This window comes from Cupriavidus sp. GW823-FHT07B10, from assembly GCF_058794355.1.
This window is the reverse complement of sequence record NZ_JBXAGS010000001.1, coordinates 329,581-346,098: the sequence shown is the minus strand read 5'-3', so window position 1 is coordinate 346,098 and position 16,518 is coordinate 329,581. Positions and strand designations below refer to the sequence as shown.

Here is a 16,518-nt window from a genome sequence, read left to right as displayed (position 1 = left end):
AATCGCCATGGACAAGTTCGTCAGCATCGAAAACGTCGGCCAGACCTTCAAGACCCGCAAGGGCCCGTTCGTCGCCCTGCGCGATATCAACCTGCATATCGCCGAGGGCGAGTTCATCACGCTGATCGGCCATTCAGGCTGCGGCAAGTCCACGCTGCTGAACCTGGTCGCGGGACTGGCCACGCCCACCACCGGCGCGCTGATCTGCGCCGGGCGCGAGATCGCCGGGCCGGGGCCGGAGCGCGCGGTGGTGTTCCAGAACCATTCGCTGCTGCCGTGGCTGACGTGCTTCGAGAACGTCTACCTGGGCGTGGAGCGCGTCTTCGCCGCCAGCGAGAGCAAGCCGCAGCTCAAGGCGCGCACGCACGACACGCTGGCGCTGGTGGGCCTGACGCACGCCGAGAACAAGTATCCGCATGAGATCTCCGGCGGCATGAAGCAGCGCGTGGGCATTGCCCGCGCGCTGGCGATGGCGCCCAAGGTGCTGCTGATGGACGAGCCCTTCGGCGCGCTCGATGCGCTCACGCGCGCGCACCTGCAGGACGAGCTGATCAAGATCGTGGCGCGCACCCGCAGCACCGTGGTGATGGTGACCCACGACGTCGACGAGGCCGTGCTGCTGGCCGACCGCATCATCATGATGACCAACGGTCCGGCCGCGACCATCGGCGAGATCCTGAAGGTGGAGCTTCCGCGTCCGCGCGACCGCGTCGCGCTGGCCGACGACAAGGCCTACCACGCCTGCCGCACCGCGGTGCTGGACTTCCTCTACCGCAAGCAGCGCAACCCGGCGCTGCAGGAAGCCGCGTAGTGCCCGCCGGCCGCGTGCCGGTGGGCGGCCCTATGTGGCACAGGCGGCGATGGGCGCGGCGGCCTGGCTCCGCTATCATGAACCCAGAACAGACTACCCCCACGCCGCCATGACCACGCCAGCCACGTCCTTCCCTGCTGCCCGCTATATCAAGGAGATCGGCCGCGGCGTCAACGGCGCGCGGGCGCTGCCGCGCGAAGACGCGCAGGCCCTGTTCGACGCCATGCTGGCCGGGCGCGTCTCGGACCTGGAGCTCGGCGCCATCCTGATGGCCTACCGCATCAAGGGCGAGGCCCCGCACGAGCTGGCCGGCATGCTGGAAGCCGCCCATGCGCACTGCCAGCCGCTGCCGGCGCCGCCTGACCGGCAGGTGGTGGTGATCCCCAGCTACAACGGTGCGCGCAAGCAACCCAACCTGGTGCCGCTGCTGGCGCTGCTGCTGGCGCGCGAAGATGTCCCCGTGCTGGTGCACGGCACGCGCCTGTTCAATGGCCGCGTGACCAGCATGGCGCTGTTCGAGGCGCTGGGCGTGCCCTTGTGCGCGACTACCGGCGACGCCTCGGCACGGCTGCGCGAGAGCAGCGACCTCGGGCCGCTGGCGGTGCTGCCGGTGGATGTGCTGTCGCCCGGGCTGTCGCAGCTGCTGGAGCGGCGCACCGTGATCGGCCTGCGCAATTCGGCGCATACGGTGGCCAAGATGCTGCAGCCGGTGGGCGAGCATTCGCCCGCGGAAGGGTTGCGCCTGTACAGCTACACCCACCCCGAATACCGCGAGACGCTGACCGACTACTTCTCGCATGAACCCGCCAACGTGCTGCTGGCACGCGGCACCGAGGGCGAAGTGGTGGCCGATGCGCGCCGCACCAGCCGCATCGACTGGCTGCACGAGGGGCACCAGCAGACGCTGGTCGATCCGGCTGTTGGTTCGCTGGCCGAAGTGCCTGAACTGCCGCCCGGCAGCGACGCCGGCCAGACCGTGGCCTGGATCCGGCGCGTGCTGGACGGCGCGGCGCCGGTGCCGGCACCGATCGCGATCCAGGTCGAGGCCATCCGCGAATGCCTGCGGCAAGGCACTCGCGTGACCTGGGCCAGCCCGGTCTGAGCCAGCCCCGGGACCGCTGTCAGGGCTTGCGCGGGGGCAGCGGGATGCGCTCGGTCTCGCCCGGCACGTGCGGGAACTGATCGTCCTCCCAGCGCTGGGCGGCGGCCTCGATCGCCACCTTGCTGCTGGCAACGAAATTCCAGTAGATGAAGCGGTGCCCGTCGGTCGGGTCGCCGCCCAGCAGCATTACGCGCGACGGCGTCGTGGCCGTCAGCGTTGCGGGCTGGCCCGGCGTGAGCACCACCATATGCTCGGCCGGCAGCGGCTCGCCGTCGAGCGCCACCGCCCCGTCCACCGGATAGATGCCCCGCTCGGCATGATCGGCCGGGATCTCCACGCTCGCGCCCGCATCCAGCTCGATCGCCACGTACAGGGTGCGGCTGAAGACCTTGACCGGAGAGACCTGGCCAAAGGCATCGCCCGCAATCACCACCATGCGCACACCCGGCCGCTCGATCCGTGGCAGCGTGGCGGCGGGATGGTGGAAAAATGACGGCTCGGCACCCTCATGCTCCTGCGGCAGTGCCACCCAGGTCTGGATGCCGTGCAGGCGGGCCCCGGCGGGGCGCACATGCTCGGGCGAGCGCTCCGAGTGCACGATGCCGTGCCCGGCGGTCATCCAGTTGACATCGCCCGGGCGGATCGCCTGGTCGCTGCCCAGGCTGTCTCGGTGGATGATCTCGCCCTCGAACAGATAAGTGACCGTGGCCAGTCCGATATGTGGATGCGGGCGCACGTCGGCTCCGCCGCCCGGCGGCAGTTGCACCGGCCCCATATGGTCGAAGAAGATAAACGGACCAACGGTCTGGGTGGCGGCGGCGGGCAACAGCCGGCGCACGGTAAAATCGCCCAGGTCGCGCACATGCGGCTTGAGCAAGTGTTCGATAGCAGACATAACTCCTCCGGTGGAATGAGAGAGGCTTGCAAGGATGCCAGCGCGCCGCAGCTTGGTCGAGTGTAGCCGCTGCTGCAACAAATCATTGCAGCAGCGGGCAGAACCCCCGTGCCCGGCACCGCTCTAACATCCAGTGCGCCGAACCGTGGGTATCGTTCCCGCCGCTCGAATTGATAGGTAGCTATGCCAGCAGCAAGAGCAATCGAGAGGAACTATCACGACCATCGGGGCTCCAATTAGCACTCACCCGGCCTGAGTGCTAATATGTGTTGCAGTGCCACCGCCCCAACAGGCGCGGCACCCCGGCAACCGAACCGCCGGATGCGAAAGGAGCCATTGAGTGAACGCAGTCTTGTCTGCCGACCAAACCCTGAATAACCGTCTGCCGACGGCACCCCGGAGCACGGGCAGCTTCGCGCTGACCTTCCCGGCCACCGTTGGCAACCTCGACAGCTATATCCAGGCTGTCCACCGGATTCCGCTGTTGACCGCGGAGGAAGAGCAGCGCCTGGCGCGCGAGCTCCGCGACCACGATTCCGTTGACGCTGCCCGCCAGATGGTGATGTCCCACCTGCGCCTGGTGGTGTCGATCGCCCGCCAGTACCTGGGCTACGGCCTGCCCCACGCCGACCTGATCCAGGAAGGCAATATCGGCCTGATGAAGGCGGTCAAGCGCTTCGACCCCGACCAGGGCGTGCGCCTGGTGTCGTACGCGATGCACTGGATCAAGGCCGAGATCCACGAATACGTGCTGAAGAACTGGCGCATGGTCAAGGTGGCCACCACCAAGGCCCAGCGCAAGCTGTTCTTCAACCTGCGCAGCCACAAGCAGGGCGCGCACACGTTCACGCCGGAGCAGGTCGAGGCCGTGGCGCGCGAGCTGAACGTCAAGCCCGAAGAAGTGATGGAGATGGAAACCCGCCTGTCGGGCGGCGACTTGGCGCTGGAAGGCCAGATCGACGACGGCGAAGAGGAATTCGCCCCCATCGCCTACCTGGCGGACAACCACAACGAGCCCACCCGCGTGCTGGAAGCCAAGCGCCACGACCGCATGCAGGTCGAGGGCCTGGAAGAAGCGCTGGGCAAGCTGGACGAACGCAGCCGCCGCATCATCGAGGCACGCTGGCTGCACGTCGAAGACGATGGCTCGGGCGGCTCCACGCTGCATGAGCTGGCTGACGAGTTCGGCGTCTCGGCCGAGCGCATCCGCCAGATCGAGGCCGCGGCCATGAAGAAGATGAAGGGGGCGCTGCAGGCGTTCGCCTGATCCGCACCCCCAGCCATGCAAAAGGCCGGTCCACTGGACCGGCCTTTTTGTTGCCCGCGAGAGGGTGAGTGCGACCTTATGCCGCACCCCTTCCCACCCTTTCACGTCACGACAGCAGCTGTTTCAGGTCGTGCGCGATCGGATCCGGACCCTGGCCGTGGCGGATGAACAGCCGCAGCTTGCCGTCCGGGTCGAACACATAGCTGCCCGCGGAGTGGTCCACCGTGTAGTTGTTCGGGGAGCTGCCCGGCACCTTGGCGTAGAACACCTTGAAGTCCTTGGTCAACTTCTGCAGTGCGGCTTCGTCGGCCGGGCGCAGCCCCAGGAAGCGCGCATCGAAGGCCGGCACGTACTGCGCCAGCAGCGCCTGCGTGTCGCGTTCCGGGTCGACCGTGACGAACAGCACCTGCACGCGGTCGGCATCCGGGCCCAGTTTCTCCATCACCGCCTTCAGTTCGGCCATCGTCGTCGGGCACACGTCCGGGCAGTGGGTGTAGCCGAAGAACATCACCACCGCCTTGCCCTTGAAGTCGGCGATGGTGCGCACCTTGCCGTGATGGTCGGTCAGCGAGAAGTCCTTGCCGAAGTCCGCCGCGCCGGTGATGTCGACATTGCGGAACGAGGCCTTCTGCTGCCCGCAGGCAGCCACGGCCAGCGCAAGCGCGGCCAGCAGGGAAAAGCGGCGGAAGGCGGCGAACAGGCCGGAGGCGGGGCTTAGGCGGGGCATGCGGCGGAAACCGGTCAGGGGTGGGAGGAAACAGCGGCACCGGAGGGCGGCGACATCACGCAGTATCGCCGATCGTGCCGCCACGCTGCGCCGGCCGCGACAAGATGCCGCAGCCGGTCGGCCACAGGTCAGACCTGCGGCACGAACTTGAAGTAGTGGTCGACCAGCAGCGCGGCGAACAGCAGCGACAGGTACAGGATCGAGAAGCGGAAGGTGCGCTGCGCCAGCTCGTCCGAATAGTTACGGTACATCTTCCAGGCGTAGGCCAGGAAACCCGCGCCCAGCGCCAGCGCGGCCGCCAGGTAGATATAGCCGCTCATGCCGTAGACAAAGGGCAGCAGCGTCGCGGCGATCATGATCAGCGTGTACAGCAGGATATGCAGCAGCGTGTAGCGCTCGCCGTGCGTGACCGGCAGCATCGGCAGGCCGGACTTGGCGTAGTCGGCGCGGCGGTACAGCGCCAGGGCCCAGAAGTGCGGCGGGGTCCAGGTGAAGATGATCAGCACCAGGAACCAGGCCTCGGCAGGTACCTCGCCCGCCACCGCGGCCCAGCCCAGCGCCGGCGGCATCGCCCCCGAGAGCCCGCCGATCACTATGTTCTGCGGCGTGGCCGGCTTGAGCAGGATGGTGTAGACCACCGCGTAGCCGAGGAAGGTGGCAAAGGTCAGCCACATCGTCAGGTCGTTGGCGTAGACGTGCAGCAGCCACATGCCGGCGCCGCCCAGTACGGCGGAGAACACCAGGGTCTGCGGCGTGGTGATCTCGCCGGTGGCCGACGGGCGCCACGCGGTGCGGCGCATCAGCGCATCGATCTTCTGCTCGACCAGGCAATTGATGGCAAAGGCCGCACCGGCCAGCAGCCAGATGCCGGCGGCGCCGCCGATCAGCACGCGCCACGGCACCATGCCGGGCGTGGCGAGGAACATGCCGATGATGGCGCAGAACACGGCCAGCTGCGTCACGCGCGGCTTGGTCAGGGCGGCATATTGTCGGGCAAGGTGCCGTATCCGGCTCAACTTGCCCAGCGAATGGGGGTGGGTAGCGGTAACCACGGAAGGGGTCTTGTCTTTCATGTGGCGCGGGCGGCGTTCGGCACGGCAGCGGGGGCGCCGGCGGCCCGCATGGTGAGCCCTGCGAGCCCTGTATTGTAGTGGAGGCGGACCAGCAGCAGCAGGAGCAGCGCCGCGCCGCCGTTGTGCGCAACCGCGGCCACCAGCGGCCAGTCGAACACGATATTGGACATCCCGGTGGCCAGTTGCAGCACCAGCGTGGCCAGCAGCCAGCCGGCCGCGCGCGCGAGCCCTTCAAGCCTGCGCGCGCGCAGGCCAAGCCACGCCAGGTAGCCCAGCACGACAAAGGCAAAGCCGCGGTGCACCCAGTGGATCGCCACCAGCGCCGCGTGCGGGATGTAGTCGCCATCGGCGGTCATGCCCAGCTGGCGCCACAGGGTGAAGCCGTGGCGGAAATCCATCTCGGGCACCAGCTGGCCATTGCACAGCGGGAAGTCGGTGCAGGCCAGCACCGCGTAGTTGGTGCTGACCCAGCCCCCCAGGAAGATCTGGATCACCAGCAGCAGCAGGCCGATGCGCACCGGCCAGCGCAGCCGCGCGGCCCGCGCCGCGACCGGGTGCGGCGGATCGTTGCGCGAGCCCAGCTGGATCAGCACGGCCAGCAGAGCCATGCCCAGCATCAGGTGCGTGACCACAATGATCGGCTGCAGCTTCAGGGTCACGGTGAAAGCGCCGAACGCACCCTGCACGCACACCAGCAGCAGCACCCCGGTGGCGAACCACGGCGACTGCTTCAGCTCGCGCCGCTTGACCCACGCCAGCACCATCAGCGTGATGATCAGCACCCCGACCGCCATGGCGAAGTAGCGGTGGATCATCTCGATCCACGCCTTGGCCAGCGTCACCGGGCCGCTGGGCAGCGCGGTCTCGGCCGCGCGGATCGGCTCCATCGCGGCGTGCGGGTTGGAGTGCCCGTAGCAGCCGGGCCAGTCGGGGCAGCCCAGGCCGGAGTCGGTCAGGCGCGTGAAGCTGCCGAACATGATCAGGTCCAGCGTCAGGAACGCCGTGATCCAGGCGAGCTTGCGGTATTTGTTGCGGTCCCCCTTCACCAGCACGTAGGACAGCGGGAACAGCGCGATCAGGATGCCGATGATGGCCAGTTGCAGCAGCATGCCGTCCCCTTTAGCCGATGCGCGAGACCTTGAGCAGCTTCTTCAGGTCGCCGCTCATCTTCTTGGGGTCCGGATCCTGCGGGAAACGCATCATCAGGTTGCCCAGCGGGTCGACCAGGAACAGGGTGTCCTCGGCGCGCTTGCCGGGTTCGGCCGGCAGCCACTGCTGCGCGGCCTGGCGGTCGATGCGCAGGAAGCGCACACCCGCGTAGGGCTCGTTGTAGGCGGCGTTCAGGCGCTCGTCGATCTTGCCGTCGTCGGTCACCAGCCACACCGGCACGATGCGTTCGCGGTCCTGGCCCTGCCCGGCGCGGATCTGGCGGATGGTGAAGAGCTTCTTCGCGCAGGCCTCGTCGCAGGCGGACGGGTCGGTGGTCACCAGCAGCCACTTGCCGCGGAACTGCTCCAGCGGCACGGCCCGGCCCTGCTCATCGGTGACGCGCACCGGCGGCATCGGCCGCTGCGGGTCGACCAGCGCGCCGTAGTTGGTGGCGCCGCCACGCGGCTTGATGACGTAATAGGTGAAGTAAGAGGCGATCACCGGCGACGCGCACACCAGCAACAGCATCAGCATCTGCAGGCGGCCACGGCGCGTGCGCGCATCGATGCGGGTATCCGGCGGCGAGGCCGCGGCGGCCGGGGCGGAGTCTTGCTGTGCCATGGAGTACGTCTGTCCTTTGTCTTCGGCGAGCGCATGCGCCCGGTTCATTCGAGTTACGGTGCTGCCACCCGGCGCGCGCGGCGCCAGCCCAGCACGACCACCAGCACCACCGTCAGCGCGGCCAGCCCGAACCACTGGAAGGCATAGCCGTAGTGCCGGTCCGCGCCCAGGTCGGCCGGGGCCCAGTCGCGCGCCAGGCCATCGCCGCTGTCGCTGCGCTGCTCCAGCACCAGCGGGTGCAGCGCCAGGCCGGTTTCAGCCGCATAGGCAGCGAGGTCCAGGTTCTGGCGGATCTTGCTGCCGGCGGCGTCCTGGCCCAGGCTATAGACCCGCGGCACGGCCGCCAGTGCCGTGCCTTCGATCGTTACCTCGCCCTCGGGCGTGGGGAACGGCGCAATCCGGGTGCGGTCCTGGGCATCGCGCGGCAGCCAGCCGCGCAGCACCAGCACCGCCTGCATGGCGCCGGCGGCACCTGCGGGCGCCGGCGAGGCGGCTGAAATCCGCAGCGGCGTCAGCACCAGGAAGCCGGCGCGGCTATCCCCGGGGCTGCTGCCATTGCCGTGGGGGCGATTATCCAGCAAGACGGTGCGGGCCGTGTCAAAGCGCCCGGTCACGCGGACCGTGCGGTCGGTCACAACTTGCGGCAGCGGGGCCGTGCCCAGCACCACCGGCGGCTGCGCCGACAGCGCCTGCAGCCGCGCCGCGCGCGCCTCCTTGTCGTGCGCGCGGTTGAGCTGCCAGTTGCCCAGCGCGCAGGTCACGGCGATCATCACCAGTGCAGCGGCCAGCGGCAACGGGCTGGTGCGATAATGGGTCTTTCCGTCGCTCCTGGCCCCGACCTGCCCCGCCATGCGCTTTGTCATCATCGTTGCCTTCATCCTGATCATCGCCAGCCTGGCCTCCGCCCTGTTCTTCATGATGCGCGACCGCGGCACGACGCCCAACATGATGCGCTCGCTGATGCTGCGCGTCGGGTTCTCGATGGCGCTGTTCCTGTTCATCCTGTTCTCGAACTGGATGGGCTGGATCCACAGCACGGGCATCCGCATGGCACCCTGAACGCCAGGACGCGGGCACCAGGCCCGCAAAAGACAAACGCCGCAGGCTGGACAACCTCCTGCGGCGTTTCTCTTTTGCGTTGGCGCCGGCGGCCCCCGGGGGGCGCGCCGGCGGGTACGGCAGCCGGATTTACAGCCAGTACACCACGACGTAGAGGAACAGCCACACCACGTCAACGAAGTGCCAGTACCAGGCGGCGCCTTCGAATGCAAAGTGGTGGTCAGGCGTGAAGTGGCCCTTCAGCACGCGGACCAGCACCACGGCCAGCATGATCGCGCCCATGGTCACGTGGAAGCCGTGGAAGCCGGTCAGCAGGAAGAAGGTCGAGCCGTAGATGCCCGAGGTCAGCTTCAGGTTCAGTTCCGAGTAGGCGTGCATGTACTCGTACACCTGGAAGCACATGAAGACCGCGCCCAGCAGGATGGTCAGCGACAGGCCCTGAATCAGCTGGCTGCGCTTGCCGGCCAGCAGCGCGTGGTGCGCCCAGGTCAGCGTCAGGCCGGACATCAGCAGCAGCGCGGTGTTGATGGTCGGGATTGGCCACGGACCCATGGTCTGGAAGCTTTCCACCACGCCGGCCGGGCCGGTGTTGGGCCATACCGCGGCAAAGTCGGGCCACAGGATCTTGTTGTTCAGGTCGCCCAGCCACGGCATGGCGATGGTGCGGGCATAGAACAGCGCGCCGAAGAAGGCCGCGAAGAACATCACCTCCGAGAAGATGAACCAGCCCATCGACCAGCGGAACGACAGGTCGATGTTCTTGCCGTACATGCCGCCTTCGGACTCGCTGATGGCGTCGCCAAACCAGCTCTTGAGCACGAACAGGAACCACAGCAGGCCGAGGCCGCACAGGTACGGCGCCCAGGGCTGCCCGTTTACCCAACCGGCGGCACCCGCGCCCGTCATCAGCAGGCCGAAGCTTGCCGTGATCGGGTGGCGCGACGGGCCCGGTACGAAGTAGTACGGAGCGTTTGCGCGATTCGCACTCATTCTTTTATCTCCAGCTCAGAGTCTTTGATTCAGTATTCGTGATCCGCGCTTTGGCACTGCGGGCCGTCCCCTCCTCCGGGCCAGCCCCGCCGCCGCGGTTGCTTTGTTCTGCGACTGCTTTTGTTGTCTACCCTTCCTGCCCTGCTATCCCGCTGCCTGCCCCACCACGGTGCGCACGATGAGCACCAGCACCGCGATGAAGATGGCCGCCGCGATCACTCCGGCGATCACCACATGCACCGGGTTCAGCCGGGCCATGTCGCGCTCGTGCTCGGCGCCTTTGCGCAGGCCGATGAACGACCACAGCACCGCGCGCATGGTCTGCCCGAACGACATCTTGCGCTTGACCGCGTCCTTCATCTCATCCATTGCCCGTCCTCCTCCGCCCCGGCATGCACCGCGGCCGCCTCAGATGCCCTTGCCGGCCGTTGCCGGCTGCGGCGCCAGCTGGCCCTCGGGCGCCTGCGCCACCGGCGCACCCACCTCGAAGAAGGTGTACGACAGCGTAATATTCTTCACATCCTTGGGCAGCGCGGGATCGATCACGAACACCACCGGCATCTCGCGCGCCTCTTTCGCCTTGAGCGTCTGCTGCTTGAAGCAGAAGCACTCCAGCTTCATGAAATACTGGGTCGCCTGCTTGGGCGCGTAGCTCGGGATGGCCTGCGCCGAAATATCGCGCGGCTGTCCGTTGGCCACCTCGTAGACGATCGTCGCCATCTCGCCCGGATGCACTTCCATGCTGTTCTTCACCGGCCGGAAGGCGAAGGGCCCGCGCGCGTTGGAGTCGAACTCCACCGTGATGGTGCGGCTCTTGTCGACCTGCGTGTTCTTCACCGCGCCGTGCAGCTCGCGCGTGGTGATCACGTTGATGCCGGTGATCTCGCAGATCTTCTTGTACAGCGGCACCAGCGCATAGCCGAAGCCGAACATCACGGCCACGATCACGACCAGGCGCAGCATCATGCCGCGGTTGAACCGCTTGTCCGCTTCCCTGCCAGCCTGCTGGTCGATGCTCATCTCGCTACCCTGCCGCCTCAGCCAAGAAACATCATCTTGGCGAAGAACCCCAGAAAGAAAACCACCACGATCGACAGCAGGATCAGGCCAAGGCGCCGGTTGGCGGCCTTCTGGTCCGGGCGTGATGGGCTTTTGTCTGGAGACTGCATAGCTGCTTCTGTTGCTTGCCGGCGCGGGAGGCGACGCTGCCGCCTCCCGCTGCCTGATTACGCTGGCCGCGCCTTAGCGGACCTGCGGGGGAACTTCAAAGGTGTGGAACGGCGCCGGCGACGGCACGGTCCACTCCAGGCCCTCTGCGCCATCCCAGGGCTTGTCGGCGGCCTTCTCGCCACCGCGGTACGACGGCAGCACCACGAAGAAGAAGAAGTACACCTGCATCAGGCCGAAGCCCAGCGCACCGATCGACGCGATCGCATTGAAGTCAGCGAACTGGGTCGGGTAGTCGGCATAGCGACGCGGCATGCCGGCCAGGCCCAGGAAGTGCATCGGGAAGAAGGTCACGTTGAAGAAGATGATCGACCCCCAGAAGTGGATCTGGCCGCGGGTTTCGTTGTACATGAAACCGCTCCACTTCGGACCCCAGTAGTAGAAGCCCGCGAACAGCGCGAACAGCGAGCCGGCCACCAGCACATAGTGGAAGTGCGCCACAATGAAGTAGGTGTCCTGCAGCTGGATGTCGATCGGGGCCACGGCCGGCATCAGGCCGGTGAAGCCGCCGATGGTGAACACGAAGATGAAGCCGATCGAGAACAGCATCGGGGTCTCGAAGGTCATCGAGCCGCGCCACATGGTGGCGATCCAGTTGAAGATCTTCACGGCGGTGGGCACCGCGATCAGCATGGTCGCGTACATGAAGAACAGCTGGCCGGTCACCGGCATGCCGGTCGTGAACATGTGGTGGGCCCACACGATGAACGACAGGATGGCGATCGAGGCGGTGGCGTACACCATCGAGCTGTAGCCGAACAGGCGCTTGCGGGCAAACGCCGGCACCACCTGCGAGACGATCCCGAACGCCGGCAGGATCATGATGTACACCTCGGGGTGGCCGAAGAACCAGAAGATGTGCTGGTACATCACCGGGTCACCACCACCGGCGGCCGAGAAGAAGCTCGTGCCGAAATGGCGGTCGGTCAGCACCATGGTGATGGCGCCGGCCAGCACGGGCATCACGGCGATCAGCAGGTAGGCGGTGATCAGCCAGGTCCAGCAGAACATCGGCATCTTCATCAGCGTCATGCCCGGGGCGCGCATGTTGAGGATGGTCACGATGATGTTGATCGAGCCCATGATCGACGACGCACCCATGATGTGCATCGCGAAGATGGCCATGTCCATGCCCGGGCCCATCTGCACCGACAGCGGCGCGTACAGGGTCCAGCCGGCGGCGGTGGCGCCGCCCGGGACCAGGAACGAGCCGGCCAGCAGCAGCGCGGCCGGCGGCATCAGCCAGAAGCTGAAGTTGTTCATGCGCGCGAACGCCATGTCGGACGCGCCGATCTGCAGCGGGATCATCCAGTTGGCGAAGCCGACGAAGGCCGGCATGATCGCGCCGAACACCATCACCAGACCGTGCATGGTGGTGAACTGGTTGAACAGCTCGGGGCGGAAGAACTGCAGGCCCGGCTCGAACAGCTCCAGGCGGATCAGCAGTGCCAGCAAGCCGCCCGACAGCAGCATGATGAACGAGAACAGCAGGTACAGCGTACCGATGTCCTTGTGGTTGGTCGCGAACAGCCAGCGGCGCCAGCCATGCGGGTGGTCGTGCGCGTGGTCGTCATGCGCATGATCGTGCGGATGGGCGAGCGCGTCCGGGGTAGCAGTACTCATCGCAAATGCTCCTCTAATCCTGTTCTGTCTTCAGCGGGTCAGCCCGCGACGCGGTTGCCCGCGAGGCTGGCCTGCTTGTCAGCCTTGTCGGCCGGCTTGGCTTCGGCCTTCGGCGCTGCGCCGCCTGCCGCGCCGCCGCCCTCGGGGAACTTGCCCGCACGGGCGCCCACGAAGTCGCTCGGCTGGACCACTTCACCCGTCTTGTTGCTCCAGGCGTTGCGCGTATAGGTCATGACCGCGGCCAGCTCGGTGTCCGAGAGCTGCTTCCACGACGGCATGGCAGCCTTGCCTTCCAGCATGATGTGCATCTGGCCGGCCTTGGGGCCATTGACCAGCTTGGAGCCGTCCAGCGCCGGGAAGGCGCCGCCGCCCTTGCCGTTGGGCTGGTGGCAGACCGCGCAGTTGGCGGCGTAGACCTTCTCGCCACGCACCTTCGACTCGTCCAGCGTCCAGGTCTTGTTGGGATCGTCGGCCTTGGCCGCCAGCTCCTTCTTCTTGCCGTCGACCCACTTGGTGTAGTCGGCGTCCGAGACCACGCGCACCACGATCGGCATGAAGGCGTGCTCCTTGCCGCACAGCTCGGCGCACTGGCCGCGGTACACGCCGATCTTCTCGGCCTTGAACCAGGTGTCGCGCACGAAGCCGGGGATCGCATCCTGCTTGACGCCGAAGGCCGGGATCATCCAGGCGTGGATCACGTCGTTGGCGGTGGTGACGATGCGGATCTTCTTGTTGACCGGCACGACCAGCTCGTTGTCCACCTCCATCAGGTAGGTATTCGACTTGGGCTGCTCGTTGTTGATCTGCTCGCGCGGGGTGGTCAGGGTCGACACGAAGGAGATGCCTTCGCCTTCGCCCTTCAGGTAGTCATAGCCCCACTTCCACTGGTAGCCGGTGGCCTTGATGGTGATGTCGGAGTTGGTGGTGTCCTTCATCGCCACCACGGTCTTGGTGGCCGGCAGGGCCATCGCAATCACGATGATGAACGGGACGATGGTCCAGATCACTTCGACCGTGATGCTCTCGTGGAAGGCAGCCGGCTTGGCACCCTTGGCCTTGCGGTGCTTGAAGACGGAATAAAACATCACGCTGAATACCGCGACGAAGATCACCGTGCACATGATCAACATCATCCAGTTCAGCCAGTGAATCTGTTCGGCGATCTTGGTAACCGGCTCGGTCAGGTTGAGCTGGCGCACGGCGGGGCCGCCCGGCATGTCGCTGACCGCGGACGCCGCCTGGCTGGCAAGCAGGGACGCGCCGGCCAGACAAACTGCGGATGCCTTCTTCCACATTTTCATTTGTTATCTACCCAATTTACAGATTCAAATCTGTCCCCGCCGCCGCCACCGCCGCCTCTCAGAGGCGGCGCAAGGCCGCTGCGAGCTCCTGCGCGAACTTGCGTCGCCGGTACGGGTCCACGTGACACCCCACCTGTACCTCACGCCCGCCCGAGCGCAGCGTCACCAGCGCGCGGAACGATTCACCCAGTTCGATCCGCACCCAGCGCGGATTGAATTCCTGACGCGTCACCCGTCCGGCGCTGGCTGTCTCCACGACCAGCGTGCCGTCGGTGATGCTGACGCGCTCATAGTCTGTCGCATGGCGCGCATACACCAGCAGTGCGATGCCCAGCCCGATCAGCTCGATGCTCGCAAACGGCAGTACGAGCCAGGACCCTTGCCACGCAAAAAACAACGCGATGGCAAGCGAAACCGTGAGGATCGAGAGGTAAAACCAGCCGACCTGGCGTGGACTCAGCGAGCAATTCCGCTTCATCAGCCAGTCGTGGGGCGCGGGGGGAGGTCCGTCGAGATTTCCGCCGGAGTCACCACCTGCCGTCTGGAATGCGATACCCAAGTCTTGCATCGCCAACCACTCTGCATCGGATGCACACCCGGGACGATGGCGTCCGGGCCGCACAGTGCAAGTGCAAAACCAGGACGTTCTTGTGCCAGGGGACCACTGCGACAAACTGGCGCATTATAGGGCGCTTCCCATACACGGACAAGGGCGCGCCTTGACCGGACGGCTTGCGCGCTGCTTGATTCTGTGCATAGGGAAGGGCCCCGCCATCGCCCTGCCCGCCGCGCCGGCGCTATGTTTGCGGCAATCCAGCACCGGCGCAAGTTAACTCTGTTTTAACTTGTCCGACGCGGCCTTGCACGGCCGATCTGGTCCAGCGGCACCACCGCGCGGCCCTGGTCGTCGAGCGCCTGGCCGCCACGCGGGGCCAGCTTCCAGGCGTGGCCGTAGACGATCTCGAAGGTCAGCGGGATCACGCCGTCGGCGTTGCGCCGCCGCTCCAGCGCCTGCGCCAGCGCCTGGTACCAGGCGCGGCCGCGCAGGCCCTGCGGCAGCGACCCGACCGGCCCGCGCAGGCCGCCGAAGGCCTGCACCTCGCGCAGCAGCGTGGCGGGGGACTCGTAGGTCACGGTCAGCGTCTCCATGTCCATCACCGGGGTGGACCAGCCGCTGTGCACCAGCATGTCGCCGATATCGTGCATGTCGACAAAGCGCAACGTATGGGGTGCCTGGTCGACTTCGGCAAACGCCGCGCGCAGCTCCTTCAGGGTGTCCGGGCCGAACAGCGAGAACAGCACCAGCCCTTCGTCGCGCGCCACGCGGTGCCACTCCGGGAACACGCGGTGCGGCTCCGGATGCCAGTGCAGCGCCAGGTTGGACCACAGCAGGTCGAAGCTCGCGGGCGCAAAAGGCAGTGTGGCAAGATCGCCCTGGACCAGGTCAAAGAGCGGCCGCTTGCCCAGCATGCGGCCGATCCAGCCGGGCCGGCGCTGCGGGTCGCGCTGGCCGGCCTCGGCCAGCATCGCGCCGGAGATGTCCAGTCCGGCAATCTGCGCATCCGGGAAGCGCGCGCGCAGCCCGGCCAGGCCCTGGCCGTGGCCGCAGCCGATATCCAGCGCGCGCTGCGGCGCCAGGCGGATCACTTCCATGCGCTCCTGCATGCGGCGGCCGATCTCGCCCAGCAGGAAGTCCAGCTGGCCGAAGCCCCGGCTGCGCCGGTCGAAGGCGAGCCGGGTCAGGCGCGCGGGCGGCAGGAAGGCATCGGGGGAATCAGCGGCATGCAGGGACACGGGCAGACAGGGCAGCAAGAAAACCAGGAACCGGCGCGGGGACAGATACAGGATCAGGCCCGAGCGCCGGATGAATGCGGCCGCCGCGCCCGATGGGCCGCGGCCGGACGGCAAGTATACGCGCGCGCCGCGCTGGCTGCCGGCGCCGCCGGCAAGGCGCTGGCCGGCGCCGGCGAACTGCTGCTGCCAAGCGCCTGCGCGCTGTGCGGCGCGGTGCAGCGGCAGGTGGTCTGCGCGCCCTGTGCCGCCGACTTGCTGCGCCCGGTGCGGCGCTGCCCCGCCTGCGCGCTGGCGCAGGGGCGCCACTTCCACTGCCCGGCCTGCGCGGCATCGCCCCCGGCCTACGACCAAGCCCACACGCTGGGCGACTACGCTTCGCCGCAGGACCAGCTGGTGCTGGCGCTCAAGTTCGGCCACGCCCTGCCGCTGGCGGGCTGGCTCGCGGCCAGGCTGGCCGCGGGACTGCAGGGGGCCTGGGCCCGACAGCCCGCGCCCGACCTGCTGGCGCCGATCCCGCTGTCGCCGCAGCGGCTGGCCGCGCGCGGCTTCAACCAGGCCTGGGAAATCGCGCGGCCGCTGGCGCGCCACCTGGGCCTGCGCGCCGACCCGGTGCTGCTGCAGCGCCAGCGCGACACCGGCAGCCAGCGTGCGCTGGACCTGGCCGCCCGTCAGGTGAACCTGCGCGGCGCCTTCAGGCTGGCGCGCGCCGCGCGGCTGGACGGCATGCACGTGGCGCTGGTAGACGATGTGATGACCTCCGGCGCCACCCTGCACGAGGCCGCCGGCGTGCTCAAGGCGCATGGCGCGGCCCGCGTCAGCGTGATCGTCGCGCTGCGCACGCCGTAGCTTTGGATGACAGTGGCCGGTGCGCGCGGTAAG

19 protein-coding genes are annotated in these 16,518 nt (G+C 67.4%); 5 read left to right on the top strand and 14 right to left on the bottom strand.

Annotated elements, in window-relative coordinates; genetic code table 11:
- The first annotated feature begins 7 nt into the window (after positions 1-7).
- Together AC1Q6V_RS01740 and ybiB are read left to right on the top strand one after the other, a co-directional pair.
- On the top strand, positions 8-811 hold the full coding sequence (locus AC1Q6V_RS01740) for an ABC transporter ATP-binding protein (protein WP_010814806.1): 804 nt from the start codon (positions 8-10) through the stop codon (positions 809-811).
- Positions 812-920: 109 nt separating this feature from the next.
- Positions 921-1,913 (top strand): DNA-binding protein YbiB, encoded by a 993-nt coding sequence (gene ybiB / locus AC1Q6V_RS01735; protein WP_010814807.1) that lies wholly within the window; start codon positions 921-923, stop codon positions 1,911-1,913.
- Positions 1,914-1,932: 19 nt separating this feature from the next.
- Here ybiB and AC1Q6V_RS01730 read toward each other — a convergent pair whose 3' ends face one another.
- Entirely contained in the window at positions 1,933-2,808 is an 876-nt protein-coding gene (locus AC1Q6V_RS01730; protein WP_010814808.1) for a pirin family protein, read from the bottom strand.
- Positions 2,809-3,148: 340 nt separating this feature from the next.
- Here AC1Q6V_RS01730 and rpoH point away from each other — a divergent pair, with 340 nt between their 5' ends.
- Positions 3,149-4,075, top strand: a complete 927-nt coding sequence (gene rpoH, locus AC1Q6V_RS01725) for an RNA polymerase sigma factor RpoH (protein ID WP_011614472.1) — start codon at positions 3,149-3,151, stop codon at positions 4,073-4,075.
- 106 nt (positions 4,076-4,181) lie between these two features.
- On the opposite strand, the gene AC1Q6V_RS01720 is transcribed toward rpoH, so the two are convergent.
- From AC1Q6V_RS01720 to AC1Q6V_RS01700, 5 genes are all read right to left on the bottom strand, one after another.
- Positions 4,182-4,802, bottom strand: a complete 621-nt coding sequence (locus AC1Q6V_RS01720; protein ID WP_010814810.1) for an SCO family protein — start codon at positions 4,800-4,802, stop codon at positions 4,182-4,184.
- Between the two features lie 128 nt (positions 4,803-4,930).
- Positions 4,931-5,875: a heme o synthase gene (gene cyoE / locus AC1Q6V_RS01715; RefSeq protein ID WP_037025354.1), complete on the bottom strand. Its 945-nt coding sequence runs from the start codon at positions 5,873-5,875 to the stop codon at positions 4,931-4,933.
- Complete coding sequence (locus AC1Q6V_RS01710) at positions 5,872-6,984, bottom strand: COX15/CtaA family protein (protein WP_010814812.1); 1,113 nt, start codon at positions 6,982-6,984, stop codon at positions 5,872-5,874. The genes cyoE and AC1Q6V_RS01710 overlap by 4 nt, the downstream gene beginning before the upstream one ends.
- Positions 6,985-6,994: 10 nt before the next feature.
- Positions 6,995-7,645: an SCO family protein gene (locus tag AC1Q6V_RS01705; protein ID WP_010814813.1), complete on the bottom strand. Its 651-nt coding sequence runs from the start codon at positions 7,643-7,645 to the stop codon at positions 6,995-6,997.
- Between the two features lie 53 nt (positions 7,646-7,698).
- Entirely contained in the window at positions 7,699-8,496 is a 798-nt protein-coding gene (locus AC1Q6V_RS01700; RefSeq protein WP_051398455.1) for an SURF1 family protein, read from the bottom strand.
- On the opposite strand from AC1Q6V_RS01700, the gene AC1Q6V_RS01695 reads away from it, so the two are divergent.
- Positions 8,495-8,704, top strand: coding sequence for a twin transmembrane helix small protein (locus AC1Q6V_RS01695; RefSeq protein WP_010814815.1), 210 nt, complete (start codon positions 8,495-8,497; stop codon positions 8,702-8,704). The genes AC1Q6V_RS01700 and AC1Q6V_RS01695 overlap by 2 nt on opposite strands.
- A gap of 129 nt (positions 8,705-8,833) precedes the next feature.
- Here the strand turns inward: AC1Q6V_RS01695 and AC1Q6V_RS01690 are convergent, their stop codons facing one another.
- The 8 genes from AC1Q6V_RS01690 to AC1Q6V_RS01655 all read right to left on the bottom strand — a co-directional run bounded on the left by AC1Q6V_RS01690 (position 8,834) and on the right by AC1Q6V_RS01655 (position 15,639).
- Positions 8,834-9,694: a cytochrome c oxidase subunit 3 gene (locus AC1Q6V_RS01690; RefSeq protein WP_010814816.1), complete on the bottom strand. Its 861-nt coding sequence runs from the start codon at positions 9,692-9,694 to the stop codon at positions 8,834-8,836.
- A 144-nt stretch (positions 9,695-9,838) separates the two neighbouring features.
- Complete coding sequence (locus tag AC1Q6V_RS01685) at positions 9,839-10,063, bottom strand: DUF2970 domain-containing protein (protein WP_010814817.1); 225 nt, start codon at positions 10,061-10,063, stop codon at positions 9,839-9,841.
- A 39-nt stretch (positions 10,064-10,102) separates the two neighbouring features.
- A complete protein-coding gene (locus tag AC1Q6V_RS01680; RefSeq protein ID WP_010814818.1) occupies positions 10,103-10,714 on the bottom strand; it encodes a cytochrome c oxidase assembly protein in 612 nt (203 codons plus the stop codon).
- Positions 10,715-10,731: 17 nt separating this feature from the next.
- Complete coding sequence (locus AC1Q6V_RS01675) at positions 10,732-10,863, bottom strand: cytochrome oxidase small assembly protein (RefSeq protein WP_010814819.1); 132 nt, start codon at positions 10,861-10,863, stop codon at positions 10,732-10,734.
- Positions 10,864-10,936: 73 nt separating this feature from the next.
- Entirely contained in the window at positions 10,937-12,544 is a 1,608-nt protein-coding gene (gene ctaD / locus AC1Q6V_RS01670) for a cytochrome c oxidase subunit I (protein ID WP_010814820.1), read from the bottom strand.
- Positions 12,545-12,582: 38 nt separating this feature from the next.
- Positions 12,583-13,845, bottom strand: coding sequence for a cytochrome c oxidase subunit II (gene coxB, locus AC1Q6V_RS01665; protein WP_011614467.1), 1,263 nt, complete (start codon positions 13,843-13,845; stop codon positions 12,583-12,585).
- A 58-nt stretch (positions 13,846-13,903) separates the two neighbouring features.
- Entirely contained in the window at positions 13,904-14,413 is a 510-nt protein-coding gene (locus AC1Q6V_RS01660) for a DUF2244 domain-containing protein (RefSeq protein ID WP_011614466.1), read from the bottom strand.
- A gap of 272 nt (positions 14,414-14,685) precedes the next feature.
- The gene (locus AC1Q6V_RS01655; RefSeq protein ID WP_176844247.1) at positions 14,686-15,639 is read right to left on the bottom strand and encodes a methyltransferase domain-containing protein; all 954 of its coding nucleotides are present in this window, start codon (positions 15,637-15,639) and stop codon (positions 14,686-14,688) included.
- Between AC1Q6V_RS01655 and AC1Q6V_RS01650 the strand changes: the two genes are divergently transcribed.
- Positions 15,628-16,485, top strand: coding sequence for a ComF family protein (locus AC1Q6V_RS01650; RefSeq protein WP_439671224.1), 858 nt, complete (start codon positions 15,628-15,630; stop codon positions 16,483-16,485). The genes AC1Q6V_RS01655 and AC1Q6V_RS01650 overlap by 12 nt on opposite strands.
- The last annotated feature ends 33 nt before the right edge of the window (positions 16,486-16,518 follow it).

What these genes read in the sequence shown, in the direction of transcription:
- AC1Q6V_RS01740 (WP_010814806.1), top strand. Translation starts at nt 8, where the DNA reads ATGGACAAGTTCGTCAGCATCGAAAACGTCGGCCAGACCTTCAAGACC.
- ybiB (WP_010814807.1), top strand. Translation starts at nt 921, where the DNA reads ATGACCACGCCAGCCACGTCCTTCCCTGCTGCCCGCTATATCAAGGAG.
- coxB (WP_011614467.1), bottom strand. Translation starts at nt 13,845, where the DNA reads ATGAAAATGTGGAAGAAGGCATCCGCAGTTTGTCTGGCCGGCGCGTCC.
- AC1Q6V_RS01650 (WP_439671224.1), top strand. Translation starts at nt 15,628, where the DNA reads ATGCAGGGACACGGGCAGACAGGGCAGCAAGAAAACCAGGAACCGGCG.
- AC1Q6V_RS01705 (WP_010814813.1), bottom strand. Translation starts at nt 7,645, where the DNA reads ATGGCACAGCAAGACTCCGCCCCGGCCGCCGCGGCCTCGCCGCCGGAT.
- AC1Q6V_RS01690 (WP_010814816.1), bottom strand. Translation starts at nt 9,694, where the DNA reads ATGAGTGCGAATCGCGCAAACGCTCCGTACTACTTCGTACCGGGCCCG.
- AC1Q6V_RS01660 (WP_011614466.1), bottom strand. Translation starts at nt 14,413, where the DNA reads ATGCAAGACTTGGGTATCGCATTCCAGACGGCAGGTGGTGACTCCGGC.
- AC1Q6V_RS01710 (WP_010814812.1), bottom strand. Translation starts at nt 6,984, where the DNA reads ATGCTGCTGCAACTGGCCATCATCGGCATCCTGATCGCGCTGTTCCCG.
- AC1Q6V_RS01700 (WP_051398455.1), bottom strand. Translation starts at nt 8,496, where the DNA reads ATGGCGGGGCAGGTCGGGGCCAGGAGCGACGGAAAGACCCATTATCGC.
- AC1Q6V_RS01680 (WP_010814818.1), bottom strand. Translation starts at nt 10,714, where the DNA reads ATGAGCATCGACCAGCAGGCTGGCAGGGAAGCGGACAAGCGGTTCAAC.
- AC1Q6V_RS01685 (WP_010814817.1), bottom strand. Translation starts at nt 10,063, where the DNA reads ATGGATGAGATGAAGGACGCGGTCAAGCGCAAGATGTCGTTCGGGCAG.
- AC1Q6V_RS01730 (WP_010814808.1), bottom strand. Translation starts at nt 2,808, where the DNA reads ATGTCTGCTATCGAACACTTGCTCAAGCCGCATGTGCGCGACCTGGGC.
- AC1Q6V_RS01695 (WP_010814815.1), top strand. Translation starts at nt 8,495, where the DNA reads ATGCGCTTTGTCATCATCGTTGCCTTCATCCTGATCATCGCCAGCCTG.
- AC1Q6V_RS01720 (WP_010814810.1), bottom strand. Translation starts at nt 4,802, where the DNA reads ATGCCCCGCCTAAGCCCCGCCTCCGGCCTGTTCGCCGCCTTCCGCCGC.
- cyoE (WP_037025354.1), bottom strand. Translation starts at nt 5,875, where the DNA reads ATGAAAGACAAGACCCCTTCCGTGGTTACCGCTACCCACCCCCATTCG.
- AC1Q6V_RS01675 (WP_010814819.1), bottom strand. Translation starts at nt 10,863, where the DNA reads ATGCAGTCTCCAGACAAAAGCCCATCACGCCCGGACCAGAAGGCCGCC.
- ctaD (WP_010814820.1), bottom strand. Translation starts at nt 12,544, where the DNA reads ATGAGTACTGCTACCCCGGACGCGCTCGCCCATCCGCACGATCATGCG.